The organism is Moraxella nasicaprae (assembly GCF_025643275.1).
Lineage (GTDB): Bacteria > Pseudomonadota > Gammaproteobacteria > Pseudomonadales > Moraxellaceae > Moraxella > Moraxella nasicaprae.
Genome location: NZ_CP089977.1, coordinates 891,412 through 908,535 on the forward strand (window position 1 = coordinate 891,412; position 17,124 = coordinate 908,535).

The 17,124-nt window shown below is 46.5% G+C and carries 17 protein-coding genes; 6 read left to right on the forward strand and 11 right to left on the reverse strand.

Features of this window, described 5'->3' with window-relative positions:
- Positions 1-19 precede the first annotated feature (19 nt).
- Positions 20-2,986, reverse strand: a complete 2,967-nt coding sequence (locus LU297_RS04235; RefSeq protein ID WP_263077172.1) for an insulinase family protein — start codon at positions 2,984-2,986, stop codon at positions 20-22.
- A 200-nt stretch (positions 2,987-3,186) separates the two neighbouring features.
- On the opposite strand from LU297_RS04235, the gene LU297_RS04240 reads away from it, so the two are divergent.
- Together LU297_RS04240 and LU297_RS04245 are read left to right on the forward strand one after the other, a co-directional pair.
- Positions 3,187-3,636, forward strand: coding sequence for a universal stress protein (locus LU297_RS04240; RefSeq protein WP_263077173.1), 450 nt, complete (start codon positions 3,187-3,189; stop codon positions 3,634-3,636).
- A 29-nt stretch (positions 3,637-3,665) separates the two neighbouring features.
- Entirely contained in the window at positions 3,666-4,676 is a 1,011-nt protein-coding gene (locus tag LU297_RS04245) for an adenosine kinase (RefSeq protein WP_263077174.1), read from the forward strand.
- A gap of 46 nt (positions 4,677-4,722) precedes the next feature.
- On the opposite strand, the gene nfuA is transcribed toward LU297_RS04245, so the two are convergent.
- Positions 4,723-5,331 carry a Fe-S biogenesis protein NfuA gene (gene nfuA, locus LU297_RS04250; RefSeq protein WP_263077175.1) on the reverse strand — a complete coding sequence of 203 codons (609 nt, stop codon included), beginning with the start codon at positions 5,329-5,331 and terminating at the stop codon, positions 4,723-4,725.
- Positions 5,332-5,469: 138 nt separating this feature from the next.
- Here nfuA and LU297_RS04255 point away from each other — a divergent pair, with 138 nt between their 5' ends.
- Entirely contained in the window at positions 5,470-6,492 is a 1,023-nt protein-coding gene (locus LU297_RS04255) for a bifunctional nicotinamide-nucleotide adenylyltransferase/Nudix hydroxylase (RefSeq protein WP_263077176.1), read from the forward strand.
- Between the two features lie 58 nt (positions 6,493-6,550).
- Here the strand turns inward: LU297_RS04255 and LU297_RS04260 are convergent, their stop codons facing one another.
- From LU297_RS04260 to uvrA, 3 genes are all read right to left on the reverse strand, one after another.
- A complete protein-coding gene (locus LU297_RS04260) occupies positions 6,551-7,510 on the reverse strand; it encodes a hypothetical protein (protein ID WP_263077177.1) in 960 nt (319 codons plus the stop codon).
- 174 nt (positions 7,511-7,684) lie between these two features.
- The gene (locus LU297_RS04265; RefSeq protein ID WP_263077178.1) at positions 7,685-8,437 is read right to left on the reverse strand and encodes a single-stranded DNA-binding protein; all 753 of its coding nucleotides are present in this window, start codon (positions 8,435-8,437) and stop codon (positions 7,685-7,687) included.
- A gap of 196 nt (positions 8,438-8,633) precedes the next feature.
- On the reverse strand, positions 8,634-11,510 hold the full coding sequence (gene uvrA / locus LU297_RS04270; protein ID WP_263077179.1) for an excinuclease ABC subunit UvrA: 2,877 nt from the start codon (positions 11,508-11,510) through the stop codon (positions 8,634-8,636).
- Between the two features lie 169 nt (positions 11,511-11,679).
- Here uvrA and nadD point away from each other — a divergent pair, with 169 nt between their 5' ends.
- Positions 11,680-12,339 (forward strand): nicotinate (nicotinamide) nucleotide adenylyltransferase, encoded by a 660-nt coding sequence (gene nadD, locus LU297_RS04275; protein WP_263077180.1) that lies wholly within the window; start codon positions 11,680-11,682, stop codon positions 12,337-12,339.
- 32 nt (positions 12,340-12,371) lie between these two features.
- Positions 12,372-12,740, forward strand: coding sequence for a ribosome silencing factor (gene rsfS / locus LU297_RS04280; protein WP_263077181.1), 369 nt, complete (start codon positions 12,372-12,374; stop codon positions 12,738-12,740).
- A gap of 38 nt (positions 12,741-12,778) precedes the next feature.
- Here rsfS and LU297_RS04285 read toward each other — a convergent pair whose 3' ends face one another.
- The gene (locus LU297_RS04285; RefSeq protein ID WP_263077182.1) at positions 12,779-13,540 is read right to left on the reverse strand and encodes an NUDIX hydrolase; all 762 of its coding nucleotides are present in this window, start codon (positions 13,538-13,540) and stop codon (positions 12,779-12,781) included.
- Between the two features lie 57 nt (positions 13,541-13,597).
- Between LU297_RS04285 and LU297_RS04290 the strand changes: the two genes are divergently transcribed.
- Positions 13,598-14,173, forward strand: coding sequence for an NUDIX hydrolase (locus LU297_RS04290; protein ID WP_263077183.1), 576 nt, complete (start codon positions 13,598-13,600; stop codon positions 14,171-14,173).
- Positions 14,174-14,178: 5 nt separating this feature from the next.
- On the opposite strand, the gene dtd is transcribed toward LU297_RS04290, so the two are convergent.
- The 5 genes from dtd to bioA form a co-directional block, all read right to left on the reverse strand.
- Positions 14,179-14,631 carry a D-aminoacyl-tRNA deacylase gene (gene dtd / locus LU297_RS04295; RefSeq protein ID WP_263077184.1) on the reverse strand — a complete coding sequence of 151 codons (453 nt, stop codon included), beginning with the start codon at positions 14,629-14,631 and terminating at the stop codon, positions 14,179-14,181.
- 9 nt (positions 14,632-14,640) lie between these two features.
- On the reverse strand, positions 14,641-15,276 hold the full coding sequence (gene bioD, locus LU297_RS04300) for a dethiobiotin synthase (RefSeq protein WP_263077185.1): 636 nt from the start codon (positions 15,274-15,276) through the stop codon (positions 14,641-14,643).
- 73 nt (positions 15,277-15,349) lie between these two features.
- Positions 15,350-15,496, reverse strand: coding sequence for a hypothetical protein (locus tag LU297_RS04305; protein WP_263077186.1), 147 nt, complete (start codon positions 15,494-15,496; stop codon positions 15,350-15,352).
- A 36-nt stretch (positions 15,497-15,532) separates the two neighbouring features.
- Entirely contained in the window at positions 15,533-15,772 is a 240-nt protein-coding gene (locus tag LU297_RS04310; protein WP_263077187.1) for a hypothetical protein, read from the reverse strand.
- Positions 15,765-17,042 (reverse strand): adenosylmethionine--8-amino-7-oxononanoate transaminase, encoded by a 1,278-nt coding sequence (bioA, locus tag LU297_RS04315; RefSeq protein ID WP_263077323.1) that lies wholly within the window; start codon positions 17,040-17,042, stop codon positions 15,765-15,767. The genes LU297_RS04310 and bioA overlap by 8 nt, the downstream gene beginning before the upstream one ends.
- Positions 17,043-17,124: the final 82 nt, after the last annotated feature.

Here is a 17,124-nt window from a genome sequence, read left to right on the forward strand (position 1 = left end):
CATCATGGCGGTTTATTGGTTAGGCTAATTTTTTGACATCAAACCCAAGCTCTTTGACCGTTGATTCTTGTTCCATCGGAGCAAGTGTGGCTCTGGTGCATGGCTGATTTTTGAGGTATTTTTTGGCAACACGCTTTAAATCATCGATACTGACCGCCAAAATCTTAGCACGCAGCTGTTGTTGCCATGCCTTATCCCTATCATGCAGCTGAGCAAAACACGATTTGACCGCCTCGCCTGCTGGCGAACCTGGCTTATCCATGCCAGCAATGATGCCCAAAATTGCCTCATGCAGTTGTTCTTCATCATGCTGATTGTCAAGCAACCAATCAATACTTGCCAAAAAATGCTCAAAAGTCTTGGCACAGTGCGGGTCTCGATAGCTAAAAAACTTAAACGCTGCGGCATTGCTATCAAAACTTGCTCCTCCGCCATACGCACCACCCTTTTCACGAATGGCACTGTGCAGATAGCCATTGCGTAAAAACGGTGCTAATACCATTAAGGCAGGCGTATCCTCATGCCCAGAAGTGGTGGCGGCATAAGCTGCGGCATTATGATGTACATTGGTAGAAATCAACCATGCAATGTCCGTCTGCTGACCATCAAGATGACCAAGCTCATCAAACACCAAAGGAGGTTGTGATGGTGCTTGTGCAGACTTGATGAAGGTAAGCTGGCTTTGGATTTGGCTAAGCAGCTCATCGCTGGCAGACGGCTCACACACCAAAATCAACTCTTTGGGCAATGCCGCCAAAGTCTGATGCAGTGCTAACAATCTGGTGGATAATGCCTGCCAGCTTTGCTCATCAGCACTTGCCAAAAATGATTTTAGGCAAGATAAGGCTGGCAATCCAGAATAAGCGTATTCTAGCTTGGCAAGACGACTAAGATTGGCAGAGGCTGTTTGCATGGCATAAGCGTGTCCTGCCCCTGACAGACGAGATTGCCAACTGCTTTGTTTTTGTTGTAGCAGTTCACGAATGCGGTCAGTTTCGGTAAATACTGACGCATTGATGGTGTGATGCAGTAGCTCAATGGCATCAAATTTACTGCCAAGTGAACGGGTTGCCACCACAAAATAACTGCTCATCTTATCAGCATCATGCAAGTCTGTTCGCTGGCTAATGCGAGCGGTAATCCCCGATGAACACGCCGCCTGCACCGCCTGAAAAGTGCGTGCATCATACCGACTGGTGCCAACCTCTGCCACCAGATGTAGGTATAAAGGCAATAGCGGGTCACTCATCACTTTATCTGCCATTTGCCCTTGCAAAGGTGTGAGCACTTGATAATAATACAGTCCATTAGTACCAGCATGATACAGATGTACATGATAGGTCTCATCATAGGTCTCATCGCCAACTTGTAGCGTGTCTGCAATCTTATCAATGAACGCCACTTCGCTAGGCACATCATCAAGCCCAACTTTGGGCAATAGATTGACATCATCAATCATCGCTTGGCGAGCTTGCAGGTTGGCAGTGTGTTGTCTGATTTGGTTGCGGTCATCATCACTAAGCGTGCTGTCTAACTGGCGTAATGCCTCCTGCTCAGCATCGATGAGTCGTTGGGCTTTTTTATCATCTGGCACTAAGGTTAGACGCACACGATGAGGATTGTCCAATAGGTATTGTTTGATGAGCTGCTGCACCCAATTTGGCTGACGAGCCTGCTCTTTTAGCCAAGCCAGATGTTCATCAATCTGCCAAATATCCATCGGGTCTCCCCCATGAATGGCGGTGCTAAATGCCTCCAACATCAAAGTTAAGCCATAAGGCATACTATCCCCACCAATATGGCGTTGGTCAAGCTCAATCTGATGCAGTACCGTCTCGATGACCTCAGGGTCGATAGGATTGCTTGCCACTTGTGTCAATAAATCCAAAATCCCCTGTTCGACAGCATCAGCGTGCTGTGGTTCTGAGCCTCGCAATCCTGCATAAAACACCATTTGATAATGGCTATCGTCCAAACCAAGTAGAGGACTGGGCGAAGTGCCAAGCTGATGGCTTTCTAGGTACGCACGAAGTGGCGAACCGCTATGCTCGACCAAAACCCCTTCCATCAACCGTAGCGACAGGCGAAGTTTTGGGTCGGTTATGGTGGGCAAAAGCCAGCCCAACACCTGATGGGTCATTTTTTCGCCCACTTCATCACTGCTATAAGCATCAGTGACCGCAATCGGAGCGGACAATGGGCTTTCTAATACCGAAGCAAATTTTTTGCCACGACTGATTTTTTCTTGGTCATCAAATCGCACCAAGGCATCATCATGCAGCTTGGCTTGAATCTCCTTCACCGCAATGTCGCCAAAACTCATGATGATGGCATTGCTTGGGTGATAATGCGTCTGATGAAACTTGACCAAGTCTTGATGGGTCAGATTAGGAATGTGTGCAGGGTCACCACCAGAATTATAATGGTAGGTGGTCGTTGGGAAAATGTGCGGTGTTAAGGCATAATACAACTGGTCAATCTCGCCACTCATCGCCCCTTTCATTTCATTAAAGACGATGCCATGATAGTGTGGCTTGCCTAAGTCATCAAGCTCAACTCGCACGCCTTCTTGGGCAAAATCAAGCTCGTGAATGTTTGGAAAAAACACCGCATCTGTATAGACAGACAGCAGATTAAAAAAGTCTTTTTTGTTTTGGCTGGCAAAAGGATACACCGTCCAATCCGCCGCCGTCATCGCATTCATAAAAGTATTTAGCGAGCGTTTAATCATGCTAAAAAACGGGTCTCGCACAGGATATTTTTCGCTGCCGCACAGCACCACATGCTCCAAAATGTGTGCCTCGCCACGAGAAGTCATCGGCTGTGTGGCAAAGCCAATCATCAAGGCATTTTCAGGATTATCACACGCCAAATGATAGTGCATCGCTCCTGTGGCACGGTGGCGAGAGGTCAGGACTGTGATGCCCAATGCCTCAATGGCTTGGGTGCTTAGCAGTTCAAAACTTGGGTGAATGTCAGTTGTCATTATAATTGTCCAAAAAGTCAGATGAAGTTTTGTTATTATATTGTCAATCTATCTAAAATCAATGGCAAATCCACATCTTTTCATCAATCAATCGTCCTTGATGTCAATTACCGCCCAAAAATGATAAATTTTTGGTCAATCTTGGCAAAATTTTTGTTATACTAAACAAGAGGTTTGCCCACTTGACAAAGGAGAATGCCATGTATCAGCACATATTATTGGTTACTGATTTACAGGACGATACTGACTTGGTCGCCGCCAAAGCCAAATGGATTTTGGACGCACAGCCCAATGCCGAATTGTCTGTCTTGCATATTGTCGAAGAGACGATGGTTGGGTTTGGTTATGAGCTGATTCCTGCCAGTGCCTTACAAGAAGAAGTGGATAGCGAACGCTGCCAAAATGCTCGTGGCAGATTGGCTCAAATCATGGCTCGCAATCAATTACACCCAAATCATGTCAAAATCAAAACCGCCATCTCAGGTCGCAAGGGTATCGTGGATTATTGCAATACTCACGGCATCGACCTTGTGGTCATCGGTCGCCACAAACGCACAGGGCTGTCTGCTTGGCTGGCAGGAGCGACGGCGGATAGTATTTTGCCCGATGTCACGGCTGATTTGCTGGTGGTTCAATTATCTTGCGATTAACTATTAACCCAAAAAAAGAGTATTTGAAGATGACATTTGATGTGGTTGCCATTGGCAATGCGTTGGTGGACAGCGAATTTAGCCTAAGCCAAGATGAATTACAGCAAGTCGGTTTGACCTATGGCAATATGACATTGGCTGACGAAACCGCTCAGCAAGCACTGTTTGACGGTTTGCAAAAACAAGGGGTTACCCTTGCCAAACAGTCAGGCGGTGGCTCAGCTGCCAATAGCATGGTGGCATTTGGTTGCTTGGGCGGACAAGCATTTTATCATTGCCGAGTGGGCGATGATGAGCTTGGCAAATTTTATCTGGCGGACTTAGCCAACTGTGGCGTGCAAACAGACCCAGCATTCGCCATCAGTGCAGAGGGTCAGACGGGCAGCTGTGCTGTATTGGTCACGCCTGATGGCGAACGCACCATGCAGACCCATCTGGGTGCTAGTAGCTGCATTGATGAGAGCAATGTCAAGTTTGATGTCCTAACAGGGGCAAAATGGCTATATCTTGAAGGATATCTTGCGATGTCACCATCGGTCAGCGATGCCTTAGACAAACTACACCAAACCGCTCGCCAAGCTGGGGCAAAAATTGCGGTCAGTTTTGCTGACCCTGCGGTGGTCAAATTTGCCAAAGATGGCTTAGAAAAGATGCTCGCCAAAGGCGTTGATGCCATCTTTTGTAATCACGAGGAAGCCACCCTATTTGCCCAAGCTGACGGCAATGCTGACCCCATCAACGCACTCATCAAATATAGCGAACTTGTGGTCATCACCAACTCAGATAAGCCAACCACCATTGCAGTGCGTGGCAATAACGGCATCGAAGAATATCAAGTCGATATCGTCCCTGTTCAAAGCGTCATTGACACCAATGGGGCTGGCGATAACTATGCAGGGGCATTTTTGTATGGTCTATCCCAAGATTATTCATTGACCGACTGCGGTAAATTGGCAGCAACTGTCGCTGCACGCATCGTGAGTCAGTTTGGCTCACGCTTGACCTCTACTGATTACCAAGCCATCAAGAACAGCCTATAATATCAACCAAAAAAAAACCGCCATCATCATTGGCGGTTTTTTATTATCATCGATAATACGCATTATCCGAGATGCTGTGGTCGGTATCATCGACCACTTGGGTCAGCTCTGGAATTTGCTGTTTTAGCTGAACTTCCACGCCTTGACGCAAAGTCACATCGACCGCTGAACAACCCTGACAACCACCGCCAAATTTAAGCACCGCTGTCAAGCCTGCCTCATCTTCAATGACTTCAATCAGCTCCACCGAACCGCCATGGCTGGCAAGGCTTGGGTTAATCTCTGCTTGTAGTACATAGTTGATGCGTTCTTCAATGCTGGCATTTTCGCCCACTTGGGGTACTTTTGAGTTAGGAGCTCGGAAAGTCAGCTGTCCGCCAAAACGGTCTTTGTTATAATCAATCACCGCATCGTGCAGATAAGGAATGCTTGGCGTGTCAATGTGGGCAGTGAATTTGGCATAAGCGATTTGCAAATCGTCCTCGTCCACTTCGTCAGGTTGGCAATAACTCATGCAACATTCGGCACGAGGTGTACCAGGATATTCCACAAAAATACGCACCCCAATGCCCTCGACTTCCTGCTTGGCAAGCAATTCAGCAAGATAATCTTGGGCAGATTCGGTGATTTTGATATTACTGGTTAATTCACTCATAAGATACTCTTTATTATCAAATAATGGTCAATGTCCCAACAGGTGCAACACGATTGCTTATATGGTAACATAGCTTTGATTTATCAAGAACGATTTTTGGTAATTTTTCAATTTTATCACACCAAATAAGGATAATAAATGAATCAATCATTCGACCATCTGGTGTTCATCGGTCGTTTTCAGCCTTTTCATCAAGGGCATCATTTTGTGGTCAAGACCGCCCTTGCACACGCCAAATCGGTCGTCATGCTCATCGGCTCGGCAAATACACCACGCACCATCAAAAATCCTTTCACGCTTGATGAACGCAAACAGATGATTTTGGGCAGTTTTTCGCCAGAAGAACAAGCCAGAATCATCTGCGTTGGTGTCAATGATACGCTGTATAATGACCATCGCTGGCTACAAGACATTCAACACGCCATACATAGTGTTGTCCCTACCGATGCTCGCATTGGCATCATTGGGCATCATAAAGACGCCAGTTCGTATTATTTATCATTATTTCCACAGTACGACAGTTTTTTGGTGGATAATTATCAAGCATTGTCCGCCACGCCCTTGCGACACGCCTATTTTGGCGATGACCCCATCGCTTATCAGCACGCCTTTGATAAACTGACCGACAGCAGCCAAGCCTTTTTGCACAAGTTTTATCAGACACCTGACTATCAAAAACTAAAACAAGAATATCGCCACATCAAAGCGTATCAAGACAGCTACAAAGACAGCCCTTATCCGCCCAGTTTCATCACCGCAGATGCTGTGGTGGTACAATCTGGGCATATTTTATTGATTGAGCGAGGCGGTGACTATGGCAAAGGACTGTATGCCTTGCCTGGTGGTTTTGTGGATAATAACGAGACTTTTTTGGCGGCGGCGGTGCGTGAGCTTGGCGAAGAAACAGGTTTGAACCTAAGCCTAGAAGAAGCCACGCACCATCTAAAATCCGCCCAACTGTTTGATGACCCTACTCGCAGTGCCAGAGGGCGAACCGTCACGATGGCGTATCATTTTGAATTACCAGCAAGAAATACTTTGCCAGTCGTGACTGGGGCAGATGATGCTTGTCGTGCATTTTGGCTGCCTTTGCATGAGTTGGACGCTGGGCAAATGTTTGAAGACCATCATGCCATCATTTGTCAATTACTCAAAATCTGACGCAAACTGACAAGCAGCTAGACCAAACTGCTTGTCAGTCTATCCATGATGTAAAAAACTAAAATACTGCCTCCACACGAGAAAATAAGGCGATATGATGGTCTTTGTCTTGGCTTTTATTATTATAATAACTGGCATCGCCCTGCACAAACAACCAATCACGCCATACAGGCTGACGATAGCTAAGATAAGGCCCCCAGACATTCAGGTCGGATTTTTTATCAACAATCTCGCCACCTGTGTACAGACCATAGCTAAAACTGCGAGTGCCAAGTGAGGCCGCCCAATCGTGCTGCTGGTACAAACTGTTGCTCCAATTTAGATTTTCGCCATCATGATTGGTATAATGCAAATGTGAACGATTGATGAGCGTGCGAGTATCAGACTGTGGCTGGCTAAATTCTAGCGTGGATAGTAGCATATGCTCGCTTTGGCTGCCATAGCGATACATCTGCTCAAAACGGCTGTCAATATTGTGCGGTAATTGCCAAGATTTTTCGGCTTTTAGACGGACGAACACATCATCAGAACGCACGCCCAAATCCACATCTAGCCCTGCATTTTTGCGAAACTTCGACCAACGCAGTGCCAATGAGGAGTTTTCATCTTTGGTACGGCGACGGTCAAAAGCCCTATCATCTGTATTGGGTATGGCTACTCGGTCATCATTATAGATACCACCGCCCATTTCATTATCCAGATTTTCATCACCAAACACCACGCTTAGACGGTCTTCTAGGCTTGGCAAACGCACTTTGGCACGCACACGAGGCTTGATGGTCGTACCATCATACTCATTCCAAGTGCTATCTAACATCACTCGCAACTTGATGCGTGCTTCTTTGTTAGAATCGCCAAACCAATTATCCATGTGATTGACCGTACTAGACAGCCAATTTTTGGTGTGGCGATGACCTTTGTCCAGCCAAGTTTGCTGTGTGCTGACAGACTCGCCTGCCAATGCTGGCATACTGCCTAACCCAACCAGCACCATCAGGCATGATTTGATTGATTGCACGACTTGATACTCTCTTTTGATGTCTTTTTTTAAAGCCAATCTAGCATACTGGATTTTTCATCACTTGAAAAGCAAAAAATCATCAGATTTGCCCAAGCCATCACAAAAAACCGCCCAAATCATGTATGTCTGAGCGGTAAGATTTGATAAACTTGATGCTAAAATGGCATCATCTTAGAATGGAATGTCATCGTCAGCGATGCCTGCTGCTGGATTGATGGCGTTTTGTTCAGGCATTGGTGGCGTGCCAGATTTTGGCGTGCTTGGGGCAGACGCTTGGGCATTAGGCGTGTGATTAGGCGTATTAAAAGAATGAACCTGTGCCGTATTATTGCCAGACGCCCCCATGCCGCCTTGTGGGTAATTGGTATTATTGTGCGGTGCTGATGGATAGCCATAGTCATGCTGAGGCGATTGACTTGGGGCGTTAAATTGATTGTGGCTGTTTCGATTATAGCCACCTTGCTGATGATTTTGATTGCCAAAATTACCATTATTGCCGCCATTGTACTGATTGTTATAACCGCCATTATAACCACCTTGACCGCCATAATTGCCATTGCCACCATAGCCGCCTTGACCGCCATTATCGTTATTGGAGCTAAGCATACGCATCTCAGAAGCTCGAATTTCGGTAGAATAGCGTTCCACCCCTTGTTGGTCTTGGTATTTGCGAGTGTGCAAACTACCCTCGACATAGACAAGGCTACCTTTACGCAGGTATTGAGCAGCGATTTCGCCTAAACGGTTGAACAAACTGATGCGATGCCATTCAGTGCTTTCACGGCGTTCGCCTGTATTTTTATCCGTCCAGCGTTCTGATGTTGCCACGCTGATGTTGGTAACACCGCCACCATTTGGGAATTGGCGAACCTCTGGGTCATTGCCCAAACGACCAATGATAATCACTTTATTCATGCTACTCATAACAATACCTATACTTTTTTTATGAACAAACAACAATCCACTTGATGATTGATGTTGCTACTTTACCCAAACTTGCAAAAAAATACCAGTCTTTTGTGCAAAAAGAGTGTGTTTTTGTACCTCGACCATGCAAATGGTGTTGGCAAAGCAGCCATCATTTTGGTCAAAACAGCATCACAAATCAGCAAGAAATATCCTATTTTTGGAGCAGTGGTTTTAAAAATCTTCCTGTATGCGACTTCTCATCGTCCGCCACCTGCTCAGGCGTACCTTGTGCCACAATCTGACCACCGCCATCTCCGCCTTCATAGCCTAAGTCCACCACCCAATCTGCCGTCTTAATCACATCTAAATTATGCTCAATGACCACCACTGTGTTACCTTTATCTCTGAGTGTGTGTAAAATCGTGAGCAATTTGGCAATGTCTTCAAAATGCAGCCCTGTGGTTGGTTCATCTAGGATATACAGCGTTGCCCCTGTGTCTCTTTTGGCAAGTTCTTTGGCAAGTTTGACCCTTTGGGCTTCGCCACCAGAGAGCGTGGTTGCCGATTGCCCAAGGCGAATATAATCCAAACCCACTTCTGCTAAGGCTTGCAGTCTTCTATGAATGGCTGGAATCGCCTCAAAAAATACCAAAGCCTCTTCCACCGTCATATCAAGAACATCACTGATAGATTTACCCTTGTATTTGACTTCTAAGGTTTCACGGTTATAGCGTTTGCCATGACACGCATCGCACGGCACATACATATCAGGCAAAAAGTGCATTTCTACCTTAATCATACCATCGCCTTGACATACTTCACAGCGACCGCCTTTGACATTAAAACTAAACCGCCCTGCCTTATAGCCCCTTGCCCTTGCATCTTCGGTTTGGGTGTATAGGTCTCGGATAAGCGTAAATACCCCCGTATAAGTGGCAGGATTACTTCTTGGCGTTCTGCCAATCGGACTTTGGTCAATGTCCACCATCTTATCCAAATGGTCAAGCCCTGTGATGCTGTCATACTTTTCAGGCACAAGCGTGGTGGCATTATTGAGCGTGGTGGCTGCCAGCGGCATGAGCGTGCGGTTAATCAGCGTGGATTTGCCAGAGCCTGACACCCCTGTAATACAAGTCATCACACCCACAGGAATGGACAGATTGACATTTTTTAGGTTGTTGCCACAAGCACCATTGAGGCGGATAAACTGTGGTTCATCAACGGTCTGCTTGCCTTTTTTGACAGTATGCAACTTAGGGGTGTGACGCACGCTTGGTACAGCAATTTTGCGTTTGCCAGACAGATACTCGCCCGTCAAAGAGCCTGCGGTATTGGCAACCTGCTCGGCAGTACCTTGGGCAATCACTCGACCGCCATGCACACCTGCCCCCACGCCAATGTCGATGATGTGGTCAGCTTGACGAATGGCGTCCTCATCATGCTCCACAACCACCACCGTATTACCCAAATCCCTTAGATGGGTAAGTGTCGATAGCAAGCGGTCATTATCCCTTTGGTGCAGACCAATGGACGGCTCATCAAGCACATACATCACGCCCATCAAGCCTGCCCCAATTTGGCTTGCCAAGCGGATACGCTGAGCTTCACCGCCTGACAAGGTCTCAGCACTTCTTGCCAAAGTCAAATAATCTAAGCCCACTTTGTTCAAAAAGCCAAGCCGTTCACGAATTTCCTTGAAAATCTTATCCGCCACTTCACCTTTTGCCCCTAAGATTTGCAAATTTTCGTAATATTGCCACGCCTCGCCAATCGGTAAGGTAATGATGTCGCCAATCACTCGCCCATCAACTTGCACATGGCGAGCGATGTCATTCAAACGCACACCATGACAGACATTGCAAGCGGTATCAGATAAGTATTGTGCCAATTCATCTCGCACCAAATTACTGGTGGTGGACGCATAACGGCGTTCTAGATACGGCAAAATCCCCTCAAATGGCACTGTCTTTGTGGTTTTGCGTCCTCGCTCATCAACAAAATTAAACTCAATTTTTTCTTTGCCAGAACCATTGAGAATCAGCTGCTGCTGTTTGGCAGGCAGCTTTTGCCAAGAGGTATCCATGTCAATGCCAAAATGACGACAAACCGTACCAAGCAGCCCAAAATAATAAGCGTGTTTTTTATCCCAGCCGTGTATCGCTCCTTGGTTGAGCGATTTTTCAGGGTGGGTCACGATGCGTTCGGCAGAAAAATACTGTCGTTTGCCCAAGCCATCACAAGCAGGACACGCTCCATGAGGATTGTTAAAACTAAACAAGCGAGGCTCCAATTCACTCACCGCCTTATCGCACACAGGGCAAGAATGCTTGGCAGATAACACCTGCTCATCATCGCCATTAGGATTGCCGTCCATGTGGCTTAAAATCGCCAAGCCACTGCCCATTTTTAGGGCAGTTTCCAAACTTTCGGCAACACGATTACCCAAATCATCTCGCACCTTAAATCGGTCAATCACCACCTCGATGGTGTGTTTTTTGTTTTTTTCTAAGGCAGGCAATTCGTCACTGTCATAAACAACGCCATCAATACGAACCTTAGTAAAGCCTTGACTGGGCAACTGTTCAAGCAATGCCAAATGCTCGCCTTTGCGTTCACGCACCACAGGAGCCAAAATCATCAATTTGGTCGCCTCAGGCAATGCCAAAATCAAATCCACCATTTCAGAGACCGTCTGTGCCACCATTGGCTCTTGATGCTCAGGGCAGTACGGCGTACCCACACGAGCGAACAACAAACGTAGATAGTCATAGACTTCGGTAATCGTACCAACGGTGGAGCGTGGATTGTGGTTGGTGGATTTTTGTTCAATGGCGATGGCAGGCGATAAGCCCTCAATGCTATCCACATCAGGCTTTTCCATCTGCGATAAAAACTGGCGAGCATAGGCGGACAGACTTTCTACATATCGCCTTTGCCCTTCGGCATACAAGGTATCAAAGGCAAGGGACGACTTACCAGAGCCTGATAATCCTGTAATGACGACAAATTTGTCTCTTGGAATATCGACATCGATGTTTTTTAGATTGTGGGTTCTTGCCCCACGAATTGCGATTTTGTCATGTGCCATGATGGTGCCTTGTGTTTTTTGATATAATCATCTAGATATTATAAGACATAATGGGGCATCTGTTGATGGTTTTAAAGTAACAAACAGCACCATGCTCACGCCTTGCTCAAAATCACAGGCTTTGTTACACTAAAACAAGTCATCAACAACCATTAACAACCTTATTTTCATGAAAATCCGTGCGTATCTTGGCGGGTCGTTTGACCCCATTCATCAAGCCCATCTGGACATGGCGATGGCAGTGCATCAGACGCTACACACACATTGCCCCACCGCCACCATCAGCGTGGAGCTTTTGCCCACCGCTGGCAATCCTTTTAAGAGCAATCCCACCAGTCCCCATCATCGGCTGATGATGATACGCCAAGCAACCGCCAGCTTGCCCATTGGCGTTGAAACACACGAGCTGACCCAGCCTGCCCCTGTCTATACCATTGATACCTTGCGTCACTTGCAAGCCATACACAAAGATGCCATGCTGATTTTTATCATGGGCAAAGACAGCCTATCCACCCTGCCACGCTGGAAACATAGCGATGACCTACTTATGATGGCAAAATTTTGGGTATTTGACCGCATCAATGACGGCACTCTTGATGACATGAATATCAAGCCAGCATTATTGACTCAATGCACCGATGATTTGGCGGTTTTTTTGCAGACGGATAAAGCAATTTTTATGGACCATACACCCATCATGGCGTTATCTTCAAGTCAGCTTCGCCAGCGTATCCAAATGGGCGTGGTCATTGATGGACAGTTACCCAGCACGGTTGCCCAGTACATCAGCACACATAAACTGTACCAAAAGCCATCAACTGTGTTATAATGGCAAGTTTATAATCCTAATATGATGATTTTATGACAGCACTTACCCTAGACCAAACCGTATCACTGGTCATCGACACCCTAGATGACCTTAAAGCCAAAAATATCACGACTTTACAGATTGAGCATTTGACCGCAGTTGCCGAACGCATCATCATCTGTGACGCCACCAGCAAACGCCATGTCAAGGCACTGGCGGACAAACTAGGAGCTGCCACCAAAGAGGCAGGCTTGATGCCACTGGGTCGAGAAGGCGACAAAGACAGCGATTGGACGCTGGTGGATTTGGGCTCGGTGGTCGTACACATCATGACGCCACAAGCTCGTGAATTTTATGACCTAGAAGGTCTATGGTCATCACCTGATGCTTTGCGTGCCTTGTCTGTCGCCCCAAAAGACTGATGTAGATGTCAAAAAAGCGTTCCGCAAAGGACGCTTTTTTAGTCGGTGGATAGACGATAATACCATGCATGAGTACGACCAAAACCAATCTGCATGAGACTGGCAAGTATCCGTCCTGTCAATCCCCAAATAATCTCCGCCTTGCCATCGCCATCACTGTCATACAGCCAAGCTGGAGTGTGAAGTTTGGTTGCTGATGTTGTCGATGACGACCTATCAAAGACAAAGTCGATGGGCTGAGTGTGCAATACCTGCAATGGCAACCAAAACACCCTGTCAATTTCGTCAGCATTGGCAACCAGCGTCTTGACCGCCTCAGGAGCAATGCTTGCCACCACAGGACGCACCAGCAAGCCTTTTTTGGAAATTTGCATGGGCAGATAACCCAAAATCTGGACATATTTTTTATCCAGCCCAATCTCCTCGTACGCCTCACGCAACGCCACATCGACCGAAGTGGCATCACAACCATCACGCTTACCACCCACCAAAGAGACCTCGCCTGCATGGCTATTTAGATGTGATGAGCGTCTTGTCAGTAGCAATTTTGGATTAGGCTCATCGGTGATAAGAACAAGCACGCACGCCTGCACGGTGCTTTTGTTTTGTAGTAGATTATCATAATGCTTGATGGCTTGCTCACGCACCAGACCTGTCAATAAATCATTATCATCGGTATAAGGCAAAATATCCACGCCTTGATATGCTTGTAATTGGACAAAAAGCTGATGAAAACGATGCGTCTTTGGCACATTGACATCGGCTTTGTCGATGAATGATGGGCTAAAAGTATTTGTCATTTTTCTCGTTTTCATTTATCATTTTCATTCAAATTCATACCTTATGGCACTCAAATCATGCCCTACTGCCTACAATGCGGACAACCCGCCAACCAAACCATACCTGATGGCGACACTCGCTCACGCCTTGTTTGTTCTGCGTGTGGCTATATCCATTATGATAATCCCAAGCTTATCTGCGGCACGCTTGCCATACACGATGGTCAGATTTTGTTGTGCAAGCGAGCCATCGAGCCTAGATTTGGCTATTGGACCTTGCCAGCAGGCTTTATGGAGATTGGCGAAACCATGGCACAAGGAGCAGTCCGAGAGACCTTAGAAGAGGCAGACGCCATCGCCACCAATGCCCATCTATATGCTTTATTTGACCTACCGCAATTTGGGCAAGTTCACGCCATGTATCTTGCCAATTTGCAAAATGGTCGGTTTGGTGTTGGTAGCGAAAGTTTGGAATGTGGGCTGTTTTTACCACATCAAATCGACCTGCCAAACCTTGCTTTTGAGACGGTCAAGCTGACCATCGAGCATTACTTAGCAGACCGCACAAAACTCATTGAACTGGGCAAAGATGCCGATGATTTTACCAATTATCCTTTGCACCAAATCAGCTTGGCACATTTGCCTGTTTATTAGAATTGTCAGACTTCCAAGATAAAGTTGATTGGCCCATCATTGTGAGCAACAACCTGCATGTCTGCCCCAAATTGCCCTGTGGCGACCTGATGATGGCGTGTTTTGGCATAACCAACCAAATCATCAAACAGTACTTTGGCATCATCAGGTGGCATGGCGGGAGCAAAATCAGGTCGGCGACCTTTATCCGTCTTTGCCATCAAGGTAAATTGCGAGACCAACAACAAACCACCGTCAATATCCACGACTGACTTATCCAATTTGCCCAGCTTATCAGCATCGGTAACATTCTCAAAAATTCGATAAGTCAATATCTTGTCCACAAGCCGACACGCTTTATCAAAGTCATCATCACGACCAATGCCAATATACGCCAGCACGCCTGTTTGTATCTCGTCCACCATCTGACCATCAACAGACACGCTTGCCATATGCACTCGCTGAATCAATGCTTTCATCTTATCTCCTTAAACGCTGGGAATCTGCCAAAAATGTGTTTGGGGGTGGTGCTGGCTTAGGTATGCTTGAAGATAATTTTTGGTGTCATTAGCAATCACACCATCGCCATCATGATATTCATTATAAGCCAGTGCATGAACACAGATATCACGGGCTTTTAGTGCCTGCAAACTAAGCAAGGTATGATTGATGCTGCCCAGCCTACCTGAGGTGACCAAAATGACACGATAGCCACATTGTGCCACATAATCGATGGTCAATAGCGTGTCAGTCAGTGGCACCATCAAGCCCCCAGCCCCTTCAACGAGCACCACCTGATATAAATCAGCAAGTTTCTTGGTGCTGGTGGTGATTTGTTGAAAATCTATCGTCTGATTGGCAAGTTTTGCTGATAAATGTGGCGAGGCAGGATACGGCAACAGCACAGGCATTGTCAATCTTTCATAATCTTGTGGTAATAAATCACAGCCCATCAATCGTCTGTGCGTCATGATGTCTTGTGAAATCGTTTGATTGCCTGTTTCGATTGGCTTTTGTGTGATGACGCTGATGCCTTGTGCCAATAATCGCTTAGCAATGATGCCTGTGGCAATACTTTTGCCAATGTCGGTATCAATACCACTGATAAAATAGACGCCTTGCATGTCATTATCCTTATAATTTTTGGGCAATCAAATAGATGGGGTCGTAGGTCAAAGGCACGCCTTAGGTGCTTGGCTATGCCTCATAGTTTTGCTCAAACGCCATCAATGATTGTTTATTCCAACGAAAATCCTGACTGGTGCTAATCACGCTTGCTGTTTGCAAGTGCCTTAACACCGCTTTGGGTGTATCAAAATACAAGGTGCGTAATTCTTGATGCACCCATTTTAATGCAAAACCAGCCCAAGCACAAAAAAATCAAGACAATACCGACCCAAAACCACCCCCTTGCCAATGATGAAAAAATTCTTCTTGCCACAATCCATCTTGGGTCACGCCCAAATAATCATTACTGGCAAGATTAAACAGCAACGCCCCATCATCGCCCAATTTGACATATTTACCCTGATGTAATAGCGGATAAAGATGGCGATGATTGTTTTGTTGTTTTAGGTGGGTTAATTGATGAGCATAATCGTCCAACAGATGTTCACGCACGCACCATCTCCTTGACAAATGCCACCACCTGCGTCAAAAGATGGTCAAGCTGCTCATCGCTGATGACAAAAGGCGGCATCACATAAACCAATCGACCAAAAGGACGAATCCAAATCCCTCGTGCCACGCATTGCTGAGCCACTTTGCTCATATCTACCGCATGGGCAAGCTCCACCACACCGATGGCTCCAAAAGCTCGCACATCGACCACGCCAGCAACATCGGTCAGCACCGATAATTTGTCTTGGCACATTGCCTGTATGCGAGCAACATTACCTTGCCAATCGCCATCAAGCAGCAGCTGTATGCTGGACATTGCCACACGACACGCCAAAGGATTTGCCATAAAAGTTGGGCCATGCATGAATACGCCAGCCTCGCCATCGCTGATGGTTTGTGCCACTTGGCTGGTGGTCAAGGTGGCTGACAATGTCATGTATCCCCCTGTCAATGCCTTGCCCACACACATGATGTCAGGACAAATATCTGCATGTTCGCAAGCAAACAATTTGCCCGTCCTGCCAAACCCTGTGGCTATCTCATCACAAATCAGCAATATCTCATATTCATCGCACAACTGCCTTAGCTGGGTCAAATAGCGTGGATGATAAAATCTCATACCACCAGCCCCCTGCACCACAGGCTCAATGATGAACGCTGCCAGCGTCTGATGATGAGCCTCAAAGACTTGTCTGACTTCATTCATCTGTTCATCAGACCACTCATCATCGATGCCAATGCTGGGTGCTGGCACAAAAATACGACTGGGCAGTGCTTGCCCAAAAATCTGATGCATGCCCGTCACAGGGTCGCACACACTCATTGCATTCCAAGTATCGCCATGATAGCCGGAACGAGTCGTAATGATGTTTTGTTTGTTTGGTTTGCCTTTGGCGTGCCAATATTGTACCGCCATTTTTAGGGCGACTTCTACCGCCACTGAGCCAGAATCGGCATAAAAAATGTGTTGTAGTGGTGCTGGTGTGATTGATAACAGTAATTTACCCAATTCAATCGCAGGCTCGTGCGTCAAGCCACCAAACATCACATGAGCCATCTGCGAAAGCTGGTCGGTAACGGCTTGATTGAGTACAGGGTGATTATAGCCATGAATGGCACACCACCAAGACGACATACCGTCAATGAGCGTACTGCCATCTGCCAAGGTAATTTGACAGCCATCAGCTCGTGCCACTTTTAGGGCAGCAATCGGGTTGGTCATTGAGGTATAAGGGTGCCATAGGTGAGCGGTGTCAAAATCATCAAGTATCGCCAACATCGCCATCATATTCCTTGCAAAAAAAGTTATGATAGCGGATTTATCAAGCAAATGATATAGTAAATTAAACTCA

Bases quoted from the DNA above. Each gene is read 5' to 3' on its own strand.
- LU297_RS04240 (WP_263077173.1), top strand. From the start codon at position 3,187: ATGTATCAGCACATATTATTGGTTACTGATTTACAGGACGATACTGAC.
- LU297_RS04245 (WP_263077174.1), top strand. From the start codon at position 3,666: ATGACATTTGATGTGGTTGCCATTGGCAATGCGTTGGTGGACAGCGAA.
- rsfS (WP_263077181.1), top strand. From the start codon at position 12,372: ATGACAGCACTTACCCTAGACCAAACCGTATCACTGGTCATCGACACC.
- nadD (WP_263077180.1), top strand. From the start codon at position 11,680: ATGAAAATCCGTGCGTATCTTGGCGGGTCGTTTGACCCCATTCATCAA.
- bioD (WP_263077185.1), bottom strand. From the start codon at position 15,276: ATGCAAGGCGTCTATTTTATCAGTGGTATTGATACCGACATTGGCAAA.
- LU297_RS04265 (WP_263077178.1), bottom strand. From the start codon at position 8,437: ATGAGTAGCATGAATAAAGTGATTATCATTGGTCGTTTGGGCAATGAC.
- dtd (WP_263077184.1), bottom strand. From the start codon at position 14,631: ATGAAAGCATTGATTCAGCGAGTGCATATGGCAAGCGTGTCTGTTGAT.
- nfuA (WP_263077175.1), bottom strand. From the start codon at position 5,331: ATGAGTGAATTAACCAGTAATATCAAAATCACCGAATCTGCCCAAGAT.
- LU297_RS04255 (WP_263077176.1), top strand. From the start codon at position 5,470: ATGAATCAATCATTCGACCATCTGGTGTTCATCGGTCGTTTTCAGCCT.
- uvrA (WP_263077179.1), bottom strand. From the start codon at position 11,510: ATGGCACATGACAAAATCGCAATTCGTGGGGCAAGAACCCACAATCTA.
- LU297_RS04285 (WP_263077182.1), bottom strand. From the start codon at position 13,540: ATGACAAATACTTTTAGCCCATCATTCATCGACAAAGCCGATGTCAAT.
- LU297_RS04235 (WP_263077172.1), bottom strand. From the start codon at position 2,986: ATGACAACTGACATTCACCCAAGTTTTGAACTGCTAAGCACCCAAGCC.
- LU297_RS04290 (WP_263077183.1), top strand. From the start codon at position 13,598: ATGCCCTACTGCCTACAATGCGGACAACCCGCCAACCAAACCATACCT.